The organism is Spirochaeta isovalerica (assembly GCF_014207565.1).
Classification (GTDB): domain Bacteria; phylum Spirochaetota; class Spirochaetia; order DSM-2461; family DSM-2461; genus Spirochaeta_F; species Spirochaeta_F isovalerica.
Map to the genome: position 1 here is coordinate 372,107 of NZ_JACHGJ010000001.1, position 18,101 is coordinate 390,207.

Annotated in this window: 16 protein-coding genes; 10 read left to right on the top strand and 6 right to left on the bottom strand. The window is 44.3% G+C overall.

All coding sequences use genetic code 11. The features are described 5' to 3' along the window. The first annotated feature begins 106 nt into the window (after positions 1-106). From HNR50_RS01550 to HNR50_RS01565, 4 genes are all read left to right on the top strand, one after another. A complete protein-coding gene (locus tag HNR50_RS01550; RefSeq protein WP_184742725.1) occupies positions 107-1,306 on the top strand; it encodes an LIC_12708 family protein in 1,200 nt (399 codons plus the stop codon). Beyond that, positions 1,299-1,802, top strand: a complete 504-nt coding sequence (locus HNR50_RS01555; protein ID WP_184742727.1) for a hypothetical protein — start codon at positions 1,299-1,301, stop codon at positions 1,800-1,802. Before HNR50_RS01550 ends, HNR50_RS01555 begins: the two co-directional genes overlap by 8 nt. A 217-nt stretch (positions 1,803-2,019) precedes the next feature. Then, positions 2,020-2,322, top strand: coding sequence for a hypothetical protein (locus tag HNR50_RS01560; RefSeq protein ID WP_184742729.1), 303 nt, complete (start codon positions 2,020-2,022; stop codon positions 2,320-2,322). 14 nt (positions 2,323-2,336) lie between these two features. After that, complete coding sequence (locus HNR50_RS01565) at positions 2,337-2,735, top strand: (deoxy)nucleoside triphosphate pyrophosphohydrolase (RefSeq protein ID WP_184742731.1); 399 nt, start codon at positions 2,337-2,339, stop codon at positions 2,733-2,735. On the opposite strand, the gene HNR50_RS01570 is transcribed toward HNR50_RS01565, so the two are convergent. Continuing rightward, positions 2,732-3,145: a hypothetical protein gene (locus HNR50_RS01570; protein WP_184742733.1), complete on the bottom strand. Its 414-nt coding sequence runs from the start codon at positions 3,143-3,145 to the stop codon at positions 2,732-2,734. The two genes, HNR50_RS01565 and HNR50_RS01570, sit on opposite strands and share 4 nt — an antisense overlap. A 7-nt stretch (positions 3,146-3,152) precedes the next feature. Next, positions 3,153-4,418: a glucose-1-phosphate adenylyltransferase gene (locus HNR50_RS01575; protein ID WP_184742735.1), complete on the bottom strand. Its 1,266-nt coding sequence runs from the start codon at positions 4,416-4,418 to the stop codon at positions 3,153-3,155. A 77-nt stretch (positions 4,419-4,495) separates the two neighbouring features. Between HNR50_RS01575 and HNR50_RS01580 the strand changes: the two genes are divergently transcribed. Beyond that, the gene (locus HNR50_RS01580) at positions 4,496-6,802 is read left to right on the top strand and encodes a DEAD/DEAH box helicase (RefSeq protein ID WP_184742737.1); all 2,307 of its coding nucleotides are present in this window, start codon (positions 4,496-4,498) and stop codon (positions 6,800-6,802) included. Next, positions 6,799-7,944: a ribonuclease H-like domain-containing protein gene (locus HNR50_RS01585; RefSeq protein WP_184742739.1), complete on the top strand. Its 1,146-nt coding sequence runs from the start codon at positions 6,799-6,801 to the stop codon at positions 7,942-7,944. Before HNR50_RS01580 ends, HNR50_RS01585 begins: the two co-directional genes overlap by 4 nt. On the opposite strand, the gene HNR50_RS01590 is transcribed toward HNR50_RS01585, so the two are convergent. The 4 genes from HNR50_RS01590 to trxB are packed head-to-tail and all read right to left on the bottom strand — an operon-like array spanning position 7,941 to position 12,906. After that, positions 7,941-9,410 (bottom strand): glycogen synthase, encoded by a 1,470-nt coding sequence (locus HNR50_RS01590; protein ID WP_184742741.1) that lies wholly within the window; start codon positions 9,408-9,410, stop codon positions 7,941-7,943. The two genes, HNR50_RS01585 and HNR50_RS01590, sit on opposite strands and share 4 nt — an antisense overlap. 11 nt (positions 9,411-9,421) lie before the next feature. Further along, complete coding sequence (locus tag HNR50_RS01595; RefSeq protein ID WP_184742743.1) at positions 9,422-10,279, bottom strand: GNAT family N-acetyltransferase; 858 nt, start codon at positions 10,277-10,279, stop codon at positions 9,422-9,424. Beyond that, a complete protein-coding gene (locus tag HNR50_RS01600) occupies positions 10,276-11,967 on the bottom strand; it encodes a glycoside hydrolase family 3 protein (RefSeq protein ID WP_184742745.1) in 1,692 nt (563 codons plus the stop codon). Before HNR50_RS01600 ends, HNR50_RS01595 begins: the two co-directional genes overlap by 4 nt. After that, a complete protein-coding gene (gene trxB, locus HNR50_RS01605; RefSeq protein WP_184742747.1) occupies positions 11,968-12,906 on the bottom strand; it encodes a thioredoxin-disulfide reductase in 939 nt (312 codons plus the stop codon). Positions 12,907-12,986: 80 nt separating this feature from the next. Between trxB and HNR50_RS01610 the strand changes: the two genes are divergently transcribed. From HNR50_RS01610 to HNR50_RS01625, 4 genes are read left to right on the top strand one after another with little or no spacing between them, the layout of a single operon-like run. Continuing rightward, positions 12,987-14,405 (top strand): transglutaminase-like domain-containing protein, encoded by a 1,419-nt coding sequence (locus HNR50_RS01610; protein WP_184742749.1) that lies wholly within the window; start codon positions 12,987-12,989, stop codon positions 14,403-14,405. A 55-nt stretch (positions 14,406-14,460) separates the two neighbouring features. Then, positions 14,461-14,964, top strand: coding sequence for a hypothetical protein (locus HNR50_RS01615; RefSeq protein WP_184742751.1), 504 nt, complete (start codon positions 14,461-14,463; stop codon positions 14,962-14,964). Positions 14,965-14,974: 10 nt separating this feature from the next. Next, complete coding sequence (gene flgK, locus HNR50_RS01620; protein ID WP_184742753.1) at positions 14,975-16,846, top strand: flagellar hook-associated protein FlgK; 1,872 nt, start codon at positions 14,975-14,977, stop codon at positions 16,844-16,846. A gap of 4 nt (positions 16,847-16,850) precedes the next feature. Continuing rightward, positions 16,851-18,098 (top strand): flagellar hook-associated protein 3, encoded by a 1,248-nt coding sequence (locus HNR50_RS01625; protein WP_184742755.1) that lies wholly within the window; start codon positions 16,851-16,853, stop codon positions 18,096-18,098. The last annotated feature ends 3 nt before the right edge of the window (positions 18,099-18,101 follow it).

Consider the following 18,101-nt stretch of genomic DNA (forward strand, 5'->3'; position numbering starts at 1 on the left):
ATGTACTGCGAATTGTCGAAGCGGTCAAGCAAGCAGGGTCTTTTCAGAGGCTCTCGATTGACAATCTTCAAGAGGAATGTAAAAATCCCCTTTAGCGAGGTTGAATATGCTTAATCGATCATTTTTTTTCATCTCTGTCTCATTGATCCTGCTTCTGAATTCCTGTGGTTCCAAAGAGGTGAAAACGCTGGAGAAAGTAGACCTTTTCTCAATCCCTCTGGGCAAGCTCGCCGAGGAGATAGATTATTTTCAAAGAGAATCTCTCCGGTTTTCGGCTGACAATGATATGGAGATGCTCAACGGTTTCTTTTATATTACCAATGGCCGATCGGGGAAGCTGCTCAAATTCAATTCCTACGGCGATCTTCTTACCCTGATTTACAATCCTGACAGAAACCCGTATCCGGCGGAACTGCTGTCCCGTCAGTCGGACGATTCCGAAGTGAACAGGAAAGTCATACCATGGCAGTTCAACTCTCCCGGAGCCCTGGCTGTTTCCGAGGACAGCATCTTTATTGTTGATAAAGTAGCGCCAAACCGTCAGGTGAAAGATAAAAACACACTAATGGACCGCAATATTCTGCAATTTACATCGCAGGGTGAATATGTCAATTTCATTGGAATGGAAGGTACAGGCGGGCAGCCTTTCCCTTATATCGAAGATCTGTGGATAAGTGATAAATCGGAACTTATCGTCTTATACAGGACGCGAAGCAGCGATGACGAATCCTGGTATGTGAACTGGTACACTCCATCCGGGACGCTCCGTTATTCCGTTGAGATAAGGGAATCGGTTATCCCCATGCCTGCCGGGGAGACGGATCTTTCCATCAGCCTGGACAGCATTCTTCCCGATCTGAGCCATTACGAAATTTTTCTTAAAATGACTTACTTCAGAAGTGCCGATCAAGCTAGCAGTGATGAGGTAAGCGAGATATTCGGGGGAACTTTGAATTTTTCCGTTGCCGAAAAAAAATGGCATGACTGGACCCGGCTTCCCGAAAATACGCTGGAAGTTGACGGGATTATGATCGATTCACCTTACAGTCTGATCGGTACAGCAAAGGGAAAGCAGTTCTTCCTGAGTCTGAGTGAGAATTCCATGTACTCTCTTCTTATTCGGGACGAAGAAGGTTTGTTTTCCGAAGAATACCGTCTCCTGATGGATGACCGCGAGATTCTCAACACTGATTTTTATCTTTCCGATGCAGGGATTCTCTGCGCAATGGTTTATACTGATAGCGAAGCCAGAATTATATGGTGGCGAACTGATAAATTATTGGAGATCAATGACGAAAATGGCTGAGAACTGGGAAACCGCCGGGCTGGATGACTCTCATTATCACAGCAGCAGAAAAGAGCGTCACCATATGGGGAACATCAAAGAACCGGTGGAAAAAAAGGGATTCTTTGCCAGAAATCCTTCATTCCGGATTGTTCTGATTGATTTAATTTTCATAGTCATTATTTCCGGTGTTATTGTCCCTTTTATTTATAAAAGAGAAGGCACAGTCACAATAGAAGAATACAGTTTGAAGCTGAAGACTTTTCAATTTGATGATCAGATCATGGCAACGCTGACTATAAGAAACAAAAAAGACAGCGGAGATTCCAATTCCCTGATAGAAGCACTTTTTTATATGGAAGAATCTGAAGCAGGCATTACAGCACAGGATCTTCTGCCCGATGAAAAGGAGGAGAGGATTCTTAAAGCAGCTTTACCTGACGACGGAAGCGGATATGTCTATTGCAGAATTGAAATGCGCGGTATTACAAAAGTGCTGAAGAAAAAAATCTCATAAATCAGAGACCTGCCCTGTTCATCGGGCATAAAGAATATTAAACTGATAAGGTAAGAGCTGTGGAATCATTCCACGGAGAAAGTGAAGTCACAAGGTTGGAGAAAATATGTTACAAATCTACTTTTTAACGGTTTTGACAAATATTGTTGCCGGATTAACTATTTCATCGAAGTTTCTCAGTACCAAGATTGAGGGTTTTCAAATCTTTTCGGATAAAATGGAAAACAGAATGTATCGGGTTATTCTCGGTTCCATAACGCTTTTGACAGGTCTTTTTGCACTGCTCAACCACAGCGAAGCCAGTATGGCTATTCTGGGCGATCTTGTTCCGGCTGTTACGGCAATGGCTATGGGGCTGATTATCATCATTTATTACTTTTTCAGCAGCGAAGAAAACGCTGAAAACAAATTCGTACAGACTGTCAAAGATCTGACTGACAAATATGGCAATATTCTGGGTATAGCCGGTATCATTATCGGATTGATCCATTTTCTGATCCCGACAGCCCTTTTTCTTTAGAGATCGATTTCAACATGTCAATTAATCATTCCATCGCGGGAATTGTCCGAAGAGACGGGAAATTCCTGATAGCCAAAAGAAAGCCGGGAGGCGCACTCAGTGAGAAATGGGAATTTCCCGGCGGCAAAGTAGAACAGGGGGAGACTGATCGCGAAGCAATTATCCGCGAATGGGATGAAGAATTCCGCATTGACGTTGAACCCGGTGTCTTTATCTGTAGCGGAACATTTTCCCATAAAGGGAAAGACTTTCTCCTATCTGCGTATGAGGTGACACTTCTTTCCGAGAACTTTCAGTTGCTTGAACATACGGAGATACAATGGAAAACCATGGATACTATAGAAAAGATGGATGTTGCCGATTCAGACCGGGGACTTTTCTCTCAGATAAAAGAGTTTTACAGCCTTAACTAGCGGGCGACCTTCATCGTCTCTTTCTCTTCCACCAGGATTTCTTCAAACCGTCCGGAACTTTCAGAACCGGTAAAGTGATGCAAAATATCCCTTAAAACGTCTTTACTGCTCGACAGAGCGTATCGTATATAAGTTTCTTCTGACCGCAGCTTCTCTTTATCGGGAAAGGAAACCTGGCAATCTTCATCCATGATTTCCAGAAAGATAGACCTCAATCCTCCGTAATAAGCCTGATGGGTTCCGAGCAAATCGAGATTTCCCTTTTTGTTCAGAAATACCTGGAATATCCCGGCTTCTGATGGAACCGTAGAACGTATTCTCTCTTTCGATAACCTAATAAAAGGAGACCAGTGAACCCTGTAATAGGATACAGGGGCCTTGATTTCCAGAGTAATATTATATTGATTCATTGGACTCCTAGATTATCGTTCCGTCTGGAATAACCGTCTTTTTCGGTATTACAATGATGCCGTCAATAATATGGTAGTTTTCATATGAACCGTCTTTCCGGTCCATTTTATCAACACCTATACGGCAGGCACTTCCGATTCGGACATCTTTGTCAATTATGGCGCCTTTGATGATAGAGCCGGAACCGATTCCGATATTGGGAATTCCCCGTCTTCTATTTTCTTCTTTTTCCGCAAGCGTTTCATAACGATCCGCGCCCATACAGTAAACCCCGTCAAGCGTGGCTCCCGAGTCGATTATCGTTCTGATTCCGATTACCGAGTTGCTGATATAAGAGTCCGTAATAATTGAACCTTCCGTTGCAAGGGAACTATTGATTGTACAGGAATTTATTTTAGAAGGCGGCAAGTCTCTCTGTTTCGTATAGATAGGGTTTTCTTCATCATATAGATTAAACTGAGGGACAGGGGTCGCCAGGTTCAAAGTGGCGTCAAAGAAGTCGGAGATCTTTCCGATATCCTCCCAGTATCCCTTGTAGGTGTAGGCGTGGACATTTTTTGTGGAAATCATGGAGGGAATGATCTGTTTCCCGAAATCGGAATCCTTGTTATCCAGGCCTTCTTCCATCGCTGAAGCGTTAAAGATGTAAATCCCCATAGAAGCGAGGTACTCCTTATCCGATCCATCGGACTGTGACGGGGGGATTTTTAAATCTGAAATGTCTTTATCGGGGCCCGGTTTTTCATGAAATTCAATAATTTTACCGGTTTCATCAATTTTTACTATTCCCAGATCATTGGCCGCTCTTCTTGTCACAGGTGTCGATGCTATGGAAACGTCAGCTCCATTTTTTATATGCTCGTCGAGAAAACTCTCCAGATCCATTTTATAGAGCTGATCCCCTGAAAGAATCAGATAATAATCCGGTTCCAGAGATGCGTAATGCTGGAAGTTTTTTCTTACGGCATCAGCTGTTCCTTCATACCAGGAATCGTGTTCGAATGTCTGTTCAGCTGCGAGAATCTCAATGAATCCCTTGGAGAAATTATCGAATTTATAAGTCGTATTAATATGGGTATGAAGTGAAGCGGAATTGAATTGAGTCAGTATGTAAATTTGACGGAACCCCGAATTAATACAATTGGAAATGGGGATATCGACCAGACGGAATTTTCCTCCGAAAGGTACGGCAGGCTTGGAACGTGATTGCGTCAGAGGATATAATCTGGTACCTTTTCCGCCGCCTAATATTAAACTGAGAACCTTTGCCATATATAACCTCCCGTGACAGACATCCTGAATAATATAACATGGATTTTTACAACTAACCCATATATAATACATTTTCTATGATGAATAGCCTGAGTTCAATTATAAAAAATCTAAAAGAAGATAAAAACTTCCTATCCTGTGTCACCAGGTGGGAACATATTCCTCCGAGGGAAGGAAAATATGCCCAATTGCCAGATGACCTGAACGGTATAATAAAAAAATCACTATCCAATAAAGGAATTGAGAAACTCTATACGCATCAGAGGATCTGTTATGAGACGGCCCGGGAGAAGAAGGATCTTGTCGTCGTCACTCCAACGGCATCGGGCAAGACTCTCTGTTATAATCTTCCGGTTTTGCAGACACTGATGGAGAATGAAGAAGCGAGAGCCCTCTATCTGTTTCCGACGAAAGCTCTTTCCCAGGATCAGCAGGCATCGCTTAACGAAATAGTACTCGATGGTGATCTGCCTGTTAAAATCTGCACTTATGATGGAGATACTCCCGGCTCATTGAGAATCTCCGCCCGTAAAAGCGGACGTATCATTATCACCAATCCCGATATGCTCCATTCGGGAATTCTTCCCAATCACCCCAAATGGATTGAGTTTTTCAAATCCCTCCAGTATATCGTACTTGATGAAGTTCACACATACAGAGGCGTTTTCGGCTCCCACATGACCAATCTGATCAGAAGGATAAAGAGGATTGCCGAATTTTACGGCAGCGATCCTGTCTTCATCTGCTGCAGCGCCACTATTGGAAACCCCAAAGAACTGACCGAACGGATTCTGGAACGGGAGACCGTCCTGGTTGATGATAATGGCTCTCCTTCGGGGGAAAAACATATCATACTCTATAATCCTCCTCTCGTTGATCCTGTGCAGGGAATTCGGAGAGGAATCGTTCTGGAAGCACAGCGCATGGCTCTTAAATTGCTGAAAGGAGGAGTCAAAACCATAGTTTTCGCACGTTCAAGAGTGAAGACTGAGCTTATCAGTTCATATCTTAATAAAAGCCTTTCCAACCACTACAACGAAAACTTCCGCATTAAAGTGGAACCCTACAGAGGGGGGTATCTGCCCGGAGAACGCAGGATGATAGAAAAGGGGCTTCGCGATGGTACCATTTCCGGCGTTGTCTCCACAAATGCTCTCGAGCTGGGAATTGATATCGGCGGACTTGATGCATCTATTCTGGCAGGTTATCCCGGATCAATAGCTTCGGCCTGGCAGCAGGCGGGAAGGGCCGGAAGAAGCAGTCAGTTATCGTTGAGCATGATTATCGCTTCCAGCTCGCCGGTGGACCAGTATCTGACACAGAACCCCGAATACTTCTTCGGAGCGTCTCCCGAATCCGGTTTTGTAGACCCCGATAATCTTTTCATATTGATTGATCACTTGAAGTGCGCCGCTTTTGAAATCCCTTTTAAAAAAGGAGAACTGTTCGGTAGTGAAGTGGAAGAACTGCTCGATTATCTGGAAGAGAACGGCGTTCTGAGGCATACCGGAGACACTTGGCACTGGGCGGACCGATCCTATCCGTCAGAAAGAATATCTCTGAGAAGCGGAGCAGAAGAGAATGTCGTTATCATAGACACGACCCGCGGACGGCATGAAGTGATCGGGGAAATGGATGCCCATTCGGCTAGAGAGCTTCTCTTCGAGGAAGCGGTTTATATACATAAAGGGGACCAGTATAAGGTTCTCAAACTCGATCTTGAAAACCATCTTTGCCATGTCGAGGAATCGACAGTGAATTATTATACAGATTCCATACTCAAAACGGATATAAAAGTTCTGGGAGTCGATGATGAAGAATCTGTAATGGGATTAAATCTCGTTTCCAGTGATATTCTTGTGCGCAGCGAAGTCTCGAAATATAAAAAAATAAAATTCCAGACTCATGAAAACATAGGATACGGAGACATTTTTCTTCCCGAGTATGAAATGCATACGCGGAGTGCGGTTCTTCTTTTTTCCGAAGATTCTCCTGCCCGGGAAGCTTTTGAAGAAATCCCCGGTGAGCTGCAGGCACCGGTTATGTCCCGTTTTGCCACAGTGGTCCGCAACACCGCGCCTTTGTTTCTTCTCTGCGGGAGAGGAGATATAGGTGTCGCGGGTAGGGTGAGAGATCCTCATTTTGAACAACCCGGATTATACTTTTTCGATAATTACCCCGGCGGAATCGGCCTCGCGGATGGTTTCCATCTGCAAATGAGAAATATACTGGAAGCATCTCTTTCTCTTATTGAGGGATGCCAATGCCGGGAAGGATGCCCATCCTGCGTCGGCCCCTGTGATGATAGAGACGATTTTTCCGGGAATCCCAAGGATGCAACGAAGCGTTTTCTCAAAGCATGGCTAAGCGGTTTTAGCCGATGAGCCGCCGCGATGCCCTGGCCGGACGACTGGCCCGCCTTAAAAAAGACGGGCTGTCTCCGCCGGTAAAAAAAACGCATGGCAAAGTAATAAATCAGCCCTTCAAACTTTCTCACCTGGACGGGTGGTCCGAAATCAGCCCTTATGTCTGGAAAAAAACCGTTTCTTATGAAAATCCTTTGAATGAAGTATATCCGCAGTCACTTCTCCTTCCACAGGAGACGAGAAGCGATAACCTGATTTTTTACGATACGGAAACTACGGGATTGTCTACCGGAGCCGGAACCATTCCTTTCCTTATAGGAATCGGCTGTGTTAATGATAGACGTTTTGAAATCACCCAGTTATTTCTCGCCGATTACCCCGGTGAGATCCATCTGCTGGAAGAACTTAACCGTCTTTTCAGAGAAGATGCTGTGTTTGTTTCCTACAATGGAAAAACCTATGATTCTCACCTCATTAATACCCGCTTTCTCATGAACGGCTTAAGAGTTAAAAAAAGACAGGAAGTGGATTTGCTCTATACAAGCCGGAGACTGTGGAAAAACATACTGGATAATTGCCGCCTGGGTACGATAGAAAAAGAAATAATGTCAATAACACGGGGACCGGATATTCCCGGAGCCGAAATACCCGATGTGTGGTTTGATTTTTTAAAAACCGGGGATACGGAAAAACTGGAAAGAGTTTTTTCACACAATCTTCAGGATATTTACAGTTTATCTCTACTGCTGCATCAGATAGAAGAAATAATTGAGGGAAAGGCGTCTCACCTTTCCTATGACAGATTTTCTCTTGGCAGAACGCTTTTGTTTCATAACAGACACGAGGGTATTAATTTACTGCAGCAGGAACTGGATAGGGGAAATAGAAAAGCCGGAGAGTTTCTAAGCCTTTACTGGAAACGCCATGGAGAGTGGGATAAGTCTGTTGCTATCTGGCAACGTATGAATCATAGAGGATATCATTATTTTTCTGTGGAAGAATTAGCCAAATTTTATGAACATAAAGCAAAAGATTACAGAGAAGCATTAAAATATATTGATAAAATTCTCAAAGGACCTGTTCCACCGGCTCAGGAAATCAGGGAAAAACTGATTCATAGAAAAAAAAGGCTGCTTTTAAAGCTTGAGAAAGAAGTTTAGCTTCTTCTCTTGGTCATGGCGATATCGTAAACCTTTCTGTATTCTTTCACCGGCTCGTTCCAGGAAAAATCCCGGGACATGGCTTTCTGCCTCATTTTCTCAATATGGTCCTTTTTATTATACCAGGCCCAGACTGCCCATCCCACGACGTTGTATATGGCTTCAGGTGTCAGATCGTAAAAAGTGAATCCGGTACCATTTCCGGTTTGTTGATTGTAGTTCTCAACGGTATCGGCCAGGCCTCCGGTCATGCGAACTATGGGAAGAGTTCCGTATTTTAGAGAGTACAACTGGTTTAAACCGCATGGCTCGTAACGGCTCGGCATGAGGAAAAAATCGGAGCCGGCTTCTATTAGATGAGCTTTCCGGTTGTCGAACTCCGTCCAGGCATGAAGATTGGGTAAAGTAGAGTTAAGCCTGCTCAATTCCTCTTCGCACCATTTCTCTCCCGTGCCAAGTATAACGAACTGCAGATCGATATAACGGCAAAGCGAAGCGAGACAGCCGTAAAAAGGTTCGCAGAGTTCTCTGAAGCCTTTCTGGTCCGCGAGGCGGCTGACAATACCGATAAGGGGTTTTTTATCGGTTACTTCCAGACCGGCTTCCTCCTGCAGTAAAGCCTTCAGTTTCTTTTTATTGGCCATATCTTCTTTTGAATAATTATCAGGCGCAATAAAAGGATCAGTCTCGGGATTCCAGTCATTGTAATCCACGCCGTTGAGAATTCCGTATAGATCGTACTTTCTGTAATCAAGCAGATGTTCAAGACCTTCACCATACTGTTCCGTCTGGATCTCCTTCGCGTATGTCGGTGAAACCGTCGTTATGACGTGACTCTGATCGATAGCGCACTTTAAAAAATTCATATTATCTTTGTGGAGCATGGCGGCCGTTTCAACCAATCCCGTATGAATGGTTTCTTCAGCTGGAAAGACGCCCTGGTACCCGATGTTGTGGATTGTAAAAACCGAAGCCGTTTGAGAAAAATCACCGGCAAACTCCGTTGTATTCAAATAGATAGGGATCAGGCCGGCTGACCAGTCATGACAATGCATCACATCGGGATACCAGCCCAGCATTCTGCATAATTGAAATGAAGCTCTCGAAAGAAGATTGAATCTCTCTGCATTGTCTTCAAAGGATTCGCTCCCTGAAGGCCCGTAAATACCGGCTCTTCCGTAAAGTTGGTCGTAATCGATGAAATATATCGGAACTTTTCCTTTGAGCATATCTTTGTAGACGGCAGTCCATTTCTCATCGGTTCCGGTAGGAACTCCGAGCGGACCGTTGATTTTTTCCAGTTTCGATTTGTCTATGCTGTAATATCGGGGAATAACGATGCGGACATCATCGCCGGATTCTCTGAGGTGCAGAGCCAGAGCGCTCACCATATCAGCAAGTCCGCCTGTCTTGGCATAAGGGACAGCTTCACTGCTGACCATCAGGATTTTTCGACTTTCGGACATTGTATTCCCCCTCAGAGATAGTAGATTATGGTAAAACCTTTCCGGCGTTGAAAACCGAGTTTATTATACACTTTTTCAGCTGAGACATTATTCTCTTTTACAAATAGTGTTGTCTTTTTGCCTTCTTTTTCAAGATAACCGATCAGATGGGACATTAACTTTGTGGAAAATCCCTGATTCCGCATAGATTTGTCAGTGTATACTCCCCCGATCTGGTTCCAGGCATATCCTCTCGCATTGGTCCCGGCCTTGGCGACGGGCAGTGAATTCCGTAGTACGTAGAATACGATCTGCTCGCTTAAAGTCCCTCTGAGATTGTGGTAGATTCTGGAGCTGTCTATCTGCGTCGGATCCAGGAAAACTTCTTCTCTCTGATATTCCAGTTCGAGCCCCAGCAGCGATGCCGAATCATCGGGTCCCGCGAGATGAATGGAGCAATCTGCCGATAGGGGAGACTGAACAGGCAGACCGTATGCCTCTTTCACCATGAGATTGTAATTGACCGGAATTTCCTTTTCTCTATTCAAAAAGGGTCGGAGCAATTCAACCCGTTCCTCAGTGCCCATCAGTGAGTAGACTTTTCTCAGACTTAACTTCAACTTGGTCATCAATTCTCTGAGAGTTTTATTATCGGGAGGATCAATCTGAGAAAAAACCGGAAACAGGCTCCCCCATGATGTTATCATGCAGGCTCCTCTGATCGATGAACCGTCTTTTAAAATAAATACGGGAAAACGGTTCCGCTGGGGAAGAACGAATTCACCTTCTTCAATCAGTCGGGAAGTAAAAAAACTGTGCTCCCATTCGTTCTGCAGTGAAAAATCAACAAGTTTTCCCAGATCGGATTTCCCGCAGATTGTCCACTTCATTCGGTTAAACCTTCCATGGAAACCGGTACAATACTATCGGGATTGTAATCACCGGAAAGAACGGCATATCCCGCACGGAATGATTCATCGCCCGTACCGTACACGGCTATTGAATTTTGGACCCAGGGCACTTCAGCGAGATACACCGGTGTGAGAACAGAAAAGACAATTATTTTTTCCTTTAAATGTTCAAGCCTTTTTAAGATTTGCAGAGAATCCTGGTTGTGAAGATTAAAAATTATATAGTCGTATGAAGATGACCAATTACTGATTGTCTCTGCAGTTTCTACAATTTCACGATAATCGGGGTTATAACTGAAACGGTGAAAATCCGATTTATTGAATCTGTTTCTTCCTTCATAAAAAAAAGAAGAAAAGGAACCGGCCAGCAGGTAACGGGAATCTTCCGGAAGCGGTAATGAAAGGTTTTTCAGTATGGAAACGCTTCTTAGCGCCTGTTGGAGAAAAAAGTCTGCGGCTCCCGGAGCCGGTAGATGATCATCGGGATTTCCCCTATCAGAAGGATTAATAGGAACAGCTCCCGGTCCTTTGAGATACTTCATTTTGGTTTTGAGAACCTGGCGGACTGAACGGTTTACGGAATCGGCAAACCCTTCATCAGCTTTTATCAGGTTTAGCAGATGATTCCAGATTTTTTCATGTTCCATAGGGTTTCTCGATACCAGAAGGAGATCCAGGCCGGCTCTGATTCCCTGTTCACATACATCGGGCAGGGGGAGTCCGTCTGATCTTGCACCATGCATGAATAAATCATCGGAGATTATCAAACCTTTATAATTTAGTCTGTCGCGAAGCAGGTCTGTAATAAAGAACTTTGATAACGAGGCCGGTCTCGAATCCTCGGTGATCAGAGGGAATGCCAGATGGCCGACCATAATAGAAGGTACATCATCGCCGATGAGGATTTTGTAGGGAATCAGATCGACATCCATCAACTGATTCAGTGATATATCGATCCTGGGGAGAGTTCCATGAGAATCCTTATCCGTATCGCCGTGACCGGGAAAATGTTTCGCGGTACTGATAACTCCGGCCATATCCATTCCCTTGTAAAAACTGAGTCCCATTATACCGGTTTTTACAGGATCAGAAGAAAAAGCTCTTGGTCCGATAACATCAGCTTCCGGATTGAGATACACATCGACAACCGGAGCGAAATTCATATTTATGCCAAGTGTTTTTAATTCAAGACCGATGTAATATCCGGTTTTCCAGGCATCATAAAGGTAATCTGAAGCACCGAGAGCCATATTACCCGGAGTAATGGATGTATTGCCCCTGACGTGTCGAACCCAGCCGCCTTCCTGATCGGTTGCTATTAAAAGAGGTATGGAAAAGCGGTTGGCGACAGCGGCTTCCTGCATTGCGGAGATTGTGTACGTTAAGTTGGAAAGATCATTGGCATTCCAACCGAAGATTTTGATTCCTCCGATCCCGCGATCACGCACCCACTTCATAATCTCATCTGAAGGCCGGTCTCCCATATAGCCAAGCATCAGGATCTGACCGATTTTTTCCTCATCTGTCATCAGAGAGAGGATTTCTTCAATCAGTTCTTGACTGTCTTCCTCAGAATAAAATTGCGGTTCGGATGAAATGAGATTTAATAGCGGGATGGAAAGAAAAAAAACGGCGAAGATTAAACAGCGGATATCCTTAAGAACCATTTATGCTCCGTAAGCCTGACCTTTCAGTTCATCTATATACTTCGCTGCATAATGAGCAGCTATCGCACCATCTGAAGCTGAGACAACCAGCTGTCTGAAAGGCGTGTTTCTCACATCTCCTGCCGCGAATAGGCCTTTTACAGATGTTTCCATTTTTTCGTCGGTGATTATATACCCGGACTCGTCTTTTTTTACCTGAGGTACACAGGATGTAACAGGATCGGAACCAATGAAAATGAATACGGCATCCATTTCTTCACTATATGTTTCTCCTGTAATCGTGTTCCTGAATACAACAGAAGAAACTTTGCCGTCACCATTGATTTCTTCAAGGATATGATTGAATCTAACATTTATCGAGGGGTTCTTCAGCGCCTTTTCTGCTACGGACTTTTGTGCCCTGAAACGATCACGCCTGTGAATGTGAACGACGCGATCAGTAAGATTGGATAGAAAAGACGCCTCATCACAAGCGGCATCACCTCCACCGACAACAAGAATCTTCCCATCCCTGAAAAAAGGTCCGTCACAGGTGGCGCAATATGATACGCCCTGTCCGGCCAGTTCTTCTTCTCCAGGCACTCCGAGATGTCTATGCGCTGCTCCAGTCGCTACTATGACCGCGGAGCAGGTCATAAGGCCTTTATCCGTTTCTACTGTAAAAATATCTCCGTCTTTTTCAACAGTTCGAACAGAGGTATTGGTAAACTCCGCACCGAATTTTTTGGCCTGTTCCTCAAGTCTTTCGCTGAATTCAAAACCGTTTATTCCGCCGGGGAAACCCGGATAATTCTCCAGATTATCTATGAGAAGAGCCTGTCCTCCGGAAGCCATTTTCTCTAAAACCATAACGTTAAGGTTTGCTCTGGCGCAGTATTGAGCTGCTGATAAACCGGCCGCTCCGCCTCCTATGATTATAACATCACTATGTGTAGACATTCTTGACTCCCGGGAAAAAGTGTATTTCAGTTTTATGTCTGATTGTTTTCTATCTGTCGTGATAATATAATGTTAGTGAAATGAAAAAGCAACACTTGATCTCTTTCATCATGCTGGCCATTGTTCTCTTCAAAGTCAGTTCCCAGGAATTGCCCAGGATTGAAGCCGATCCCTATTATCTTGCCATAGCCGGCCATTCTACAGAGCTCTCGGAAGATGAGTTTATCCATGCTTCGGTTTACGCTTCGGGTAGTGATAATCCAGAACAGTACATTCTTCAGTTTAAAGAGCTGATCGGAACTTTAAACCAGGCCCTGACTTCAGGCTTAACGGAATATGAGAAAGGTGAAGCCATTCTAAAATATCTTCATGACAACCTTTTTACTGTTTATGAAGAAGATCAGACTGAAATAGATACGGTCCTCAGAACCGGTCGGTATAATTGTGTTTCATCGGCCGTTATATATTTAGCTGCGGGAAGGGCGGCCGGATTGAATCTGCAGGGTGTCAGAACAACAGACCATGCTTTTGTATCGCTCATATCTTCCGGCAGCATTATCGATGTCGAAACGACGAATATCTGGGGATTTGACCCGGGACAGAAAAAAGAATTCAAGGACAGTTTCAGCGGAAGTACGGGATATAATTATGTTCCTCCGGGAAATTACAGATTGAGGCAGGACATTTCGGACCGTCAGATGATCGGTTTAATTCTTCAAAACAGAATTGCCGGTCTCCAAAGGAGAAACAATCACAGAGAATCGGTTCCCCTTGCAATAGACAGATTTGTTCTAACCGGAAGCCGGGAAGCCGGGAAAGATATGTACGACACTTTCTCTAATTATGCGTCCAGATTGAACGGAATCGGTGAGTATGAAAAGGGAATTGATTTTCTTCTCAAAGTCATGGATGTATGGGGATCTTCCGAAAAACCCCTCGCTGCTCTTGAAGCGCTAGTGCATAACCAGCTTCTTTCGCTTGTTGAAAAAGGATTGAGTGAAGATGCCCTGGATTATCTGGATCGTATCGCTTCCGGGAACTATCTGAGTGATGAATCTATCCGGACTAACAGGGCAATGATATACGATCGCAAAACAGTTGATCTTTTAAACGCAGGTCAGGATTTTCCGGTTATAGAGGATTTTCTCAGGAAAACATATGAAGAAGGTTATCTGAGTAACAGCAAATGGATCGAATACACCGTATACAACTACATTAAAGAGGCAGAAAGACTTGCCAATAACCAGGGATGGCTTCAAGCTTATCTTTTCGTATCAGAAGGTCCCTCAGAGATCCGTAGTAACAGCAAGTACAGGCAGTTGCTCAATAGCTGCAGGAATAATTATATTGTTACAGTTCACAACAGCTTTGCAGATTATTTTAACAGTGGCAGATATGATGAAGCCGAAGCTGTGGTCCGGGAAGGATTAGCCATCGCCCCCGACGACAAAACTCTCACATCGGATCTGCAACTTATTCAAAGAAAAAACACACACTGACCCTAAGCTCATTTCCCATAATTCCGATAATCTAGATAAGGAGTATCTTTAATAGATGGAATTGATGGAAATAGAAGAACAGCTCGGAAAAATCATGACAGATGAAATATCTCTGTTTTCTCTTTACAGGGAAGAGTTCGGGAAAATGGAAATCCATGTCCGCAATAAGGATTGGGTTTCGCTGCAGCGCTCAACAGAAAATATGAGAGCCATTTCTGAACAGATTTCACGGAAAGACAACGATAGAGATGGAATTTATCGAGCTTTGTGTGAAAAAACAGGTTCTTCTCCTGATGATTCGTTTTACTCCGTCGCAGCACGGGCATACGGACCGGAAAGCCGTGAAATATGTGATATTTTCAGAATAGTCAAAAATGAAGCCAGAAGTCTGAAAGTTATGAATCAGAGCTTCGAAAAATTCATTCGAAACAGGAAAAATCTTATTAGCGATATTATGGAAGAACTGGTCCCCGATAGAAAGGGGTCAATTTACAATAGGAGAGGTTTGGCTTCTCATGATAACAGCAGTTCATCGTTAGTTTTAAATAAACATCTCTAGGGGGGAGTTTATGGCATCGACATTCAGCGGAATAGAAATGGGAAAAAGGAGCCTTCAGGCTCATACAACAGCTCTCTCAACAGTCGGACACAACCTTTCCAATGCGTCGACAGAAGGGTACAGTCGACAGAGAGTGAACTTGAATCCTACAGATCCTCTCTATCGTCCGGAAATGAACAGGGAAGAGCGACCCGGGCAGATAGGGCAAGGTGTCGAAGTAGCCTCAATTGAAAGGATACGTGATACTCTACTGGAAAACCGCATTCTGGCGCAGGGCGACAATTCCGGCTATTGGAAAACGAGGGATGAATACATCATGATGGTCGAGCAGGTGTACAACGAGCCGTCCGAACTCTCTGTCAGATCTCTCATGGATAAGTTCTGGGAAGGCTGGCAGGAGCTTTCCATTCATCCTGAAGATGATTCTTCGAGACAGGCTGTGCTCCAGCGTGGCCAGGGACTGATTGACGGTATCAATAACCGCTATGGCAGATTGAAAGAAATCAGAACCATGCTCAATGATGACGTGCGCATTTCGGTAGGCCAGGTAAACGGTATTCTCGGCGATATCAGCGAATTGAACATACAGATAGAAAAATCTAAAGCTCTTGGAGATAATCCGAATGATCTGCTGGATAAGAGAGATCTACTTGTAGAAAAACTGTCGGGATACATGAATATAACTGTTGATAACCGGGATCCCGATGAGTTTCAGATACATACTTCAGGTATGCACTTAATCCAGGGGAAACAGGTTCACTATCTCGATACGGTTCCCAATCGCGACAATGAAGGTTATGTGGATATTGTCTGGAAGGATGGCGGGAACTATGCTGACATCCGTAACGGAAAACTTCAGTCGCTTATCGAGCTCCGTGATGATGATTTGAGAGGTGAAATACAGAAACTCGACATGATGACTATCAATTTCACGGATATGGTGAATGAAATTCACAGCCAGGCCTGGGGAAAAAACGGTGAGTCCGGCGTAGATCTGTTCAGAGAGTACCGGTTTATAAACAATCTGAATGGTAATTACGATAGAAATGGTGATGGCGAGTTCGATTCATCCTATATCTTCCGGATGACAGGAACAAACACTCTTGAGCCCAAGCAGCAGCCCGGGCTATCCGGAACTTTGACTCTTTCAGGTCCTTCGGGAAATATCGAGGTGAATTATTTCCCGGCGGATACGGTTGAGGATATTGTAAAAAGAATAAACCTGTCCGGATCGGAAGTCGTCGCCAGACTTAACAGGAATAACGAACTTGTTCTAAAAGCTTCGGCTTCGGCTGCTGTGGAAAATCCTGATTTCGTTATCCGGCATATAGAGGATTCCGGACAATTCCTTGTAGGGTATGCGGGAATCCTCAACGGCAGCGGTGCTGATAATTCTTATGACTGGGCTCAGGCTGATGCTGTAAACGCACTGAACGGAGCTGAATATGCTGTTGCCCCTTTGTCTCATCCTTCGGGATGGATAGAGTTGAACTCCGACGTGAAAAATGATCCCACTATGCTTGCCGCCGGGTTCGGAGTGAACGGTCGTCCTGCCGAAGCCGGAGACGGAAGTGCAGCTTTGGCCATTGCTCAGTTGCGGAATCAACCGGTCATGGTTGGCAAATTGACAAGTTTTGATGATTACTTTGCCGATACTGTTGCTGAGATCGGATTGAAAGGTGAAATCGCCGGAAGATCGAATGAAGCACAGGAACTTGTTATGAAAGACTTGAAAGACCTTCAATCGTCTATTTCAGGTGTAAATCTCGATGAAGAAATGACAGATATGATTAAGTTTCAGCACGGGTATTCAGCTGCGGCGAGATTCGTTTCTGCTTTTGATGAGATGCTCGATACTATCATCAACAGGATGGGAGTGTAACTAAATGAGAAGAATAAGTACGGAAATGCCCGCTAATGATATGCGTTTCAGCATGGGAAACCGTGATTTCAGGATGTCGGAAGTTCAGAAAAGCATAGGAAATCAGAGCAGACTGAACAGCTTGCGCGATGATCCGATTGCCGCTTCACGGGCTACTAGGTTGCAGTCTTCTACATTCAGATTGAATCGTTTCGATAAAAATATACAATTCGCCAGGGGGCAGTATGCTGTAACCGAAGGATATCTTCAGGAATCAGTCAGCATTATGCAGAGAGTCAGAGAACTGGCTGTTCAAGGCGGTCATGGAACATACGCAAAAGAAGATCTGCAAATGATGGCAGTAGAAGTGAACGAACTCCTTAAGGAGCTGGTATCTGTTGGCAATGCAGTCGACGGAGAAAGCAAATCGCTCTTCGGCGGAGATGTAACCGGCAGCAGGCCATTTACAGCGTCTGAATCTCGAGTAGCCGGGATAAACGGCACTGTCATCACCAATGTGCGGTATAATGGATCAATTGGCGAGAAACAGGCTGAAGTTTCGGAAGGAACAACAGTTTCAGTCAATATTCCCGGTAACAGATTATTCTGGGCTGAACAGCAACAGATATATTCTTCGGTAAACTCCTCGGGCTTTACTGTAGAACAGGATTCGCAAATCACCATAGATGGAATTGATATAGCTTTGAAAGCAGGAGATTCCGTACAGGATGTCATATCAAAAATTAACAGCAGCGACGCCTCTGTAAAGGGTTCACTAGATCCTGTTACAAATTCAATCGTCCTGACTTCGACAGAACCGCATCAGATCTGGCTTGATGAAAAGGCTGATTCCACTGTGTTGAAGGATTTGGGACTGATATCTGAAAGAGGAAGCCGTCCTCCGGAAAATCTTCATGAAGATGTCAGAGTGTCCGGAGGTTCACTTTTTGATATGGTAATGCAGCTTCGTGATAATCTTCTGAAGGGAGACTACGAATCTATCGGCAGCGGAGGTATCCGCGGTATAGACAGCGGTTTGAATAATCTGATGACCGGTTTATCAAAATTAGGTGCGATGGATAACAGAATCGTAATGACTTCCTCCCGTATCGGTGCGGAGATAGAAGAAAACACAAGGATATACTCACAAGCCGTTGATGTGGATATGACAGAAGCAGCCCTTGAACTCAAAATGCTTGAAGTGACGCAGAAAGCAGCCTATTCATCAGCTTCAAAAATATTGCAGCCTAAACTTATGGATTTTCTAAGGTAATAA

What these genes read in the sequence shown, in the direction of transcription:
- HNR50_RS01550 (WP_184742725.1), top strand. Translation starts at nt 107, where the DNA reads ATGCTTAATCGATCATTTTTTTTCATCTCTGTCTCATTGATCCTGCTT.
- HNR50_RS01555 (WP_184742727.1), top strand. Translation starts at nt 1,299, where the DNA reads ATGGCTGAGAACTGGGAAACCGCCGGGCTGGATGACTCTCATTATCAC.
- HNR50_RS01560 (WP_184742729.1), top strand. Translation starts at nt 2,020, where the DNA reads ATGGAAAACAGAATGTATCGGGTTATTCTCGGTTCCATAACGCTTTTG.
- HNR50_RS01565 (WP_184742731.1), top strand. Translation starts at nt 2,337, where the DNA reads ATGTCAATTAATCATTCCATCGCGGGAATTGTCCGAAGAGACGGGAAA.
- HNR50_RS01570 (WP_184742733.1), bottom strand. Translation starts at nt 3,145, where the DNA reads ATGAATCAATATAATATTACTCTGGAAATCAAGGCCCCTGTATCCTAT.
- HNR50_RS01575 (WP_184742735.1), bottom strand. Translation starts at nt 4,418, where the DNA reads ATGGCAAAGGTTCTCAGTTTAATATTAGGCGGCGGAAAAGGTACCAGA.
- HNR50_RS01580 (WP_184742737.1), top strand. Translation starts at nt 4,496, where the DNA reads ATGATGAATAGCCTGAGTTCAATTATAAAAAATCTAAAAGAAGATAAA.
- HNR50_RS01585 (WP_184742739.1), top strand. Translation starts at nt 6,799, where the DNA reads ATGAGCCGCCGCGATGCCCTGGCCGGACGACTGGCCCGCCTTAAAAAA.
- HNR50_RS01590 (WP_184742741.1), bottom strand. Translation starts at nt 9,410, where the DNA reads ATGTCCGAAAGTCGAAAAATCCTGATGGTCAGCAGTGAAGCTGTCCCT.
- HNR50_RS01595 (WP_184742743.1), bottom strand. Translation starts at nt 10,279, where the DNA reads ATGAAGTGGACAATCTGCGGGAAATCCGATCTGGGAAAACTTGTTGAT.
- HNR50_RS01600 (WP_184742745.1), bottom strand. Translation starts at nt 11,967, where the DNA reads ATGGTTCTTAAGGATATCCGCTGTTTAATCTTCGCCGTTTTTTTTCTT.
- trxB (WP_184742747.1), bottom strand. Translation starts at nt 12,906, where the DNA reads ATGTCTACACATAGTGATGTTATAATCATAGGAGGCGGAGCGGCCGGT.
- HNR50_RS01610 (WP_184742749.1), top strand. Translation starts at nt 12,987, where the DNA reads ATGAAAAAGCAACACTTGATCTCTTTCATCATGCTGGCCATTGTTCTC.
- HNR50_RS01615 (WP_184742751.1), top strand. Translation starts at nt 14,461, where the DNA reads ATGGAATTGATGGAAATAGAAGAACAGCTCGGAAAAATCATGACAGAT.
- flgK (WP_184742753.1), top strand. Translation starts at nt 14,975, where the DNA reads ATGGCATCGACATTCAGCGGAATAGAAATGGGAAAAAGGAGCCTTCAG.
- HNR50_RS01625 (WP_184742755.1), top strand. Translation starts at nt 16,851, where the DNA reads ATGAGAAGAATAAGTACGGAAATGCCCGCTAATGATATGCGTTTCAGC.